The following is a 3,489-nucleotide window of genomic DNA, read 5'->3' on the forward strand; positions in this document are numbered from 1 at the left end:
GGCGCCTGGAGGCGGCCGGCCTGCTGGCCGCCTGTGTTCCGGTCACGGACGGCGGAGCCGGCCTGGACTCGGTGCACGACCTCGGCGTCGTCACCGCCCGCCTCGCCGAGGCCGACGCCTCCGTGGCCACCGCGGTATTCATGCACCTCGCCCTGTCCATGCACTTCGCCCGCACCGCCACGGCCACGCCCGGCCGGAACACCCCGCAACGCCGCTGGACCCGGGCGATCGGCGAGCGCCGCATGATCGTCTGCTCCACCGTCACCGAACCCGGGACGAGCGCCTGGCTCCCCGCCACCACCGCCGTCCCCGAGGACGGCGGCTGGACCGTCACCGGGCGGAAGGCCATGGCCTCCCTCTCGCCCGTGGCGACCCACTTCTACACCCGGCTGCGCGCGGAGACCCCGGACGGTCCGATGATCGGCTCGGTGCTGATCCCCGGAGACCTCAAGGGAGTCGACGTCCACGACACCTGGGACGGCCACGGCCTGCGCGGCTCCGGCAGCGGCACCGTCACGTTCGACCGGGTGCGCCTGCCCGGGGACGCGGTGAGCTTCCGCGGCCACTGGGGAGAACGGCCCGGGACCGGGGCCCTCGGCGGCAAGGTGCGGGTGGCGGCCCCGCTGCTGGGCGTCCCGCTCGGCATCGCCGAGGCCGCGCACCGGACGGCCCTCGCCGCCCTGTCCGGGGCCGGCGACGGCACACCCGGCGCACCCGGCGCACCCGGCCGCCGGCGCACGGGCACCGCCGGGACGACGGCGGCCCTGGCGGAGCTGGAGACCGCCCTCGCCTCGGCCCGCGGCGTCCTGCGCTGCCTGCTGCTCGACGTGGACGCCCACGACGCGGACGCGCACGGCCCCGACCTCATGCGCGCCTGCATCGCGGCCGGGACGGTGGTCGAACGGGCCGCCCTGCACGCCGTCGACCTCGCCATGCAGCTGTGCGGGGGCGGCAGTTACCGCGCCGGGCACCTGCTCGGCCGCCTCGCCAGGGACGTCCGGGCCACGATGTTCATGCGGCCCCACGCCCCCGCCGAGGAGTGGGCCGACGCCCTCGCCGACCTGGCCCTGGCCGGACCTCCGTCCGTCGTTTCGCCGGTCGCACCGGAGGGGCCCCGGTGACCGCCCGCCGGGAGAACGTCCTCCTGCTCGACCGGGTCGGCTACGACCGGTTCCGGCTGCCCGACGGCTCGCCGGTCCTCGACCCCGACCGCTACCGCGTCACCCTGCTCACCCGGACGCCCCTGGCCGGCCAGGCCCGTCCCGGCGAGTGCGCCGAGGTCCTCGGCGTCCGGCTGTCCGACACGGCCCTGCGCGACGCGCTCGTCGGGGCGGTGCACCGGGAGGTCGGCCTGGACCACCTGCTCGCCTTCAGCGAGAACCTGCTGCTGCCCGGCGCCCGCCTGCGCGAGCAGCTCGGCGTCCGCGGCCCGTCCACCGCCCGGCTGCTGCCCTTCCGCGACAAGTCGGTGATGAAGCGCACCGCGGCCGAGGGCGGCCTGCCGGTGTGCGACTGGCGGCTCGTCGAGCGCGCCGCCGACGCGGCCGGCCTCCTCGCCCGCCACGGGCGGATCGTGCTCAAGCCCAGGCTCGGCAGCGGGTCCGCCGGCATCCACGTGGTCGACTCGCGCGCCGCGCTGGCCGCGCTGGACGGCCGCGACCTCGGCGGGCACCAGGCCGAGGAGTTCGTCGACGGCGGGATGCTCCACGTCGACGTCGCCGTGCACCGCGGCGAGTTGCTCGCCTGCGTGGTCTTCCGCTACCTGACCAGCACCCTGTCCCACGTCGACAACCGGCCGATGCTCTCCGTCACCGTCGACGATCCGCAACTGGTCGAACGGGCCACCGAGTTCACCCGCCGCGTCGTCAAGGCCTTCGGTGTCACGGACGCCGTGCTCCACCTCGAAGTCTTCGAACTCGCCGACGGCGCGCTCGTGTTCAACGAGGTGGCCGCCCGCAACGGCGGAGCCGGCGTCGTCCCGGTCGTCGAGGCCCTCACCGGCGTCAACCTGTACGAGGCCATGGTCCGCCTGGCCCTCGGCGAACGCCCCACCACCGGCTACCCGCGCACGCACCGGGCCGGCGGCGAATTCGTCCACTACAGCAGGCCGGGACGCCTCGCCGCGATCGACGACGAGGCGGTGCCGCGCGACTGGCTGATCAGCCGGCGCGCGACCGCGAAGCCCGGCGACCGCCTCAAGGCCTCCGGCTTCTCCGGCGCCGGCCTGGTCACCTACGCCGTCGGCGGACGCGACGAGGCCGAGGTGCGCGCCCGGCTCGACTTCATCCGGACGCACACCTCGATCACCTACGCCGACGCCTGTGCCGACGCCTGTGCCGACACCTGTGCCGACGAGGACGCCCGCCACCGATCGAACTCGGCCGCCGTGCGCACCCCGTCGTCCAGCACCGACCGGTAGACGTCCCAACTGCGTACGCTCCGGCCGTACTCGGGGCTCTGCGCCCACGCGTGCTTGATCAGCAGGATCGCCTCCCGGGCCTCGGGGGTGAGCCGCTGCGGCAGCGTCCGCAGGTGCGCGAGGTCCGGCTGGCGCTCCGGCTCGTCGACGAACCAGAGGTCCAGGGACCACGTGTGGCCCTGCGGCGAGCGGTAGTCCAGCCCGAGGTACAGCCCGTCCGGGTAGCCGGGATCGGTGTTCCAGGCGCCGGTGTCGTTGCGGAACCGCACCTGCCGCACGCGCTCGTGCATCGCCAGCCGCGCGCCGATCCCGGCCACCGCCTCGTGCACCCCGGCGTCGAGCCGGGGGCACACCACGGTGACGTCCAGGTCCCTGCGCACCATCAACCCCAGTGCCGCGCTCCCCACTCGCACCGGATCCCCGACCCGTCCGAGCGCCTCGTCCAGCCCCAGGTCCTTGTTCACCTCGTCCGCCTCGACCTGGAGTTCGTCCTGCTGCTGCACCAGTTGATTCATCGTCATCACACCATTGTCCCTGCCCTTCAGCGGACTTGGGGACGGATCCTCCGCCGGGCAGCGCTCCCCACGTGTACCGGTGCGCGTCGCGGCGCGGCTTCCGGCGCCGCTCCCGGGGCGTACCGGCATGACGGCGGCGCGAGTGGGGTAGCACGGCCTTCGACACGTACCGACACGTACCGGTCCGAAGGAGACGACCCCATGGCCGAGGGCCTCGCCCACGAGATCGTCTCCGCCGCGCTCGACCGGGCCGCCGCCGTCGCACACCTGAACGCCTTCATCACGCTGGACGCCGACGGGGCGCTCGCGGAGGCGGCCCGGCGCGATGCCCACGGCAGCGGCCCGTCCTGGTGCCTCGTCGTCAAGGACAACATCCATGTCGCGGGCCTGCCCAACACCGCCGGCACACCTGCGCTCACCGGCTTCCGCCCCGGCGCCGACGCGCCCGTCGTCGCGGCGCTGCGCTCGGCGGGAGCGATCGTCCTCGGCAAGACGAACATGCACGAGCTCTCTCTCGGCGCCACCTCCTCCAACCACACCTTCGGCGCCGTCGGC

4 protein-coding genes are annotated in these 3,489 nt (G+C 74.8%); 3 read left to right on the forward strand and 1 reads right to left on the reverse strand.

Features of this window, described 5'->3' with window-relative positions; genetic code table 11:
- Positions 1-1,121, forward strand: a 1,121-nt coding sequence (locus AB0O00_RS32915) for an acyl-CoA dehydrogenase family protein (protein ID WP_363658062.1), incomplete at its 5' end; no start/stop codon positions are given.
- The gene (locus tag AB0O00_RS32920) at positions 1,118-2,419 is read left to right on the forward strand and encodes a hypothetical protein (RefSeq protein WP_363658064.1); all 1,302 of its coding nucleotides are present in this window, start codon (positions 1,118-1,120) and stop codon (positions 2,417-2,419) included. The genes AB0O00_RS32915 and AB0O00_RS32920, both read left to right, overlap by 4 nt.
- On the opposite strand, the gene AB0O00_RS32925 is transcribed toward AB0O00_RS32920, so the two are convergent.
- A complete protein-coding gene (locus tag AB0O00_RS32925; protein ID WP_363658066.1) occupies positions 2,308-2,940 on the reverse strand; it encodes a hypothetical protein in 633 nt (210 codons plus the stop codon). The genes AB0O00_RS32920 and AB0O00_RS32925 overlap by 112 nt on opposite strands.
- A gap of 195 nt (positions 2,941-3,135) precedes the next feature.
- On the opposite strand from AB0O00_RS32925, the gene AB0O00_RS32930 reads away from it, so the two are divergent.
- On the forward strand, positions 3,136-3,489 hold a 354-nt coding region (locus AB0O00_RS32930), incomplete at its 3' end, for an amidase family protein (RefSeq protein ID WP_363658068.1).

Source organism: Kitasatospora sp. NPDC093558, assembly GCF_040683475.1.
Lineage (GTDB): Bacteria > Actinomycetota > Actinomycetes > Streptomycetales > Streptomycetaceae > Kitasatospora.

Coding starts and splice junctions, on each gene's coding strand:
- AB0O00_RS32925 (WP_363658066.1), bottom strand. CDS start 2,940: ATGACGATGAATCAACTGGTGCAGCAGCAGGACGAACTCCAGGTCGAG.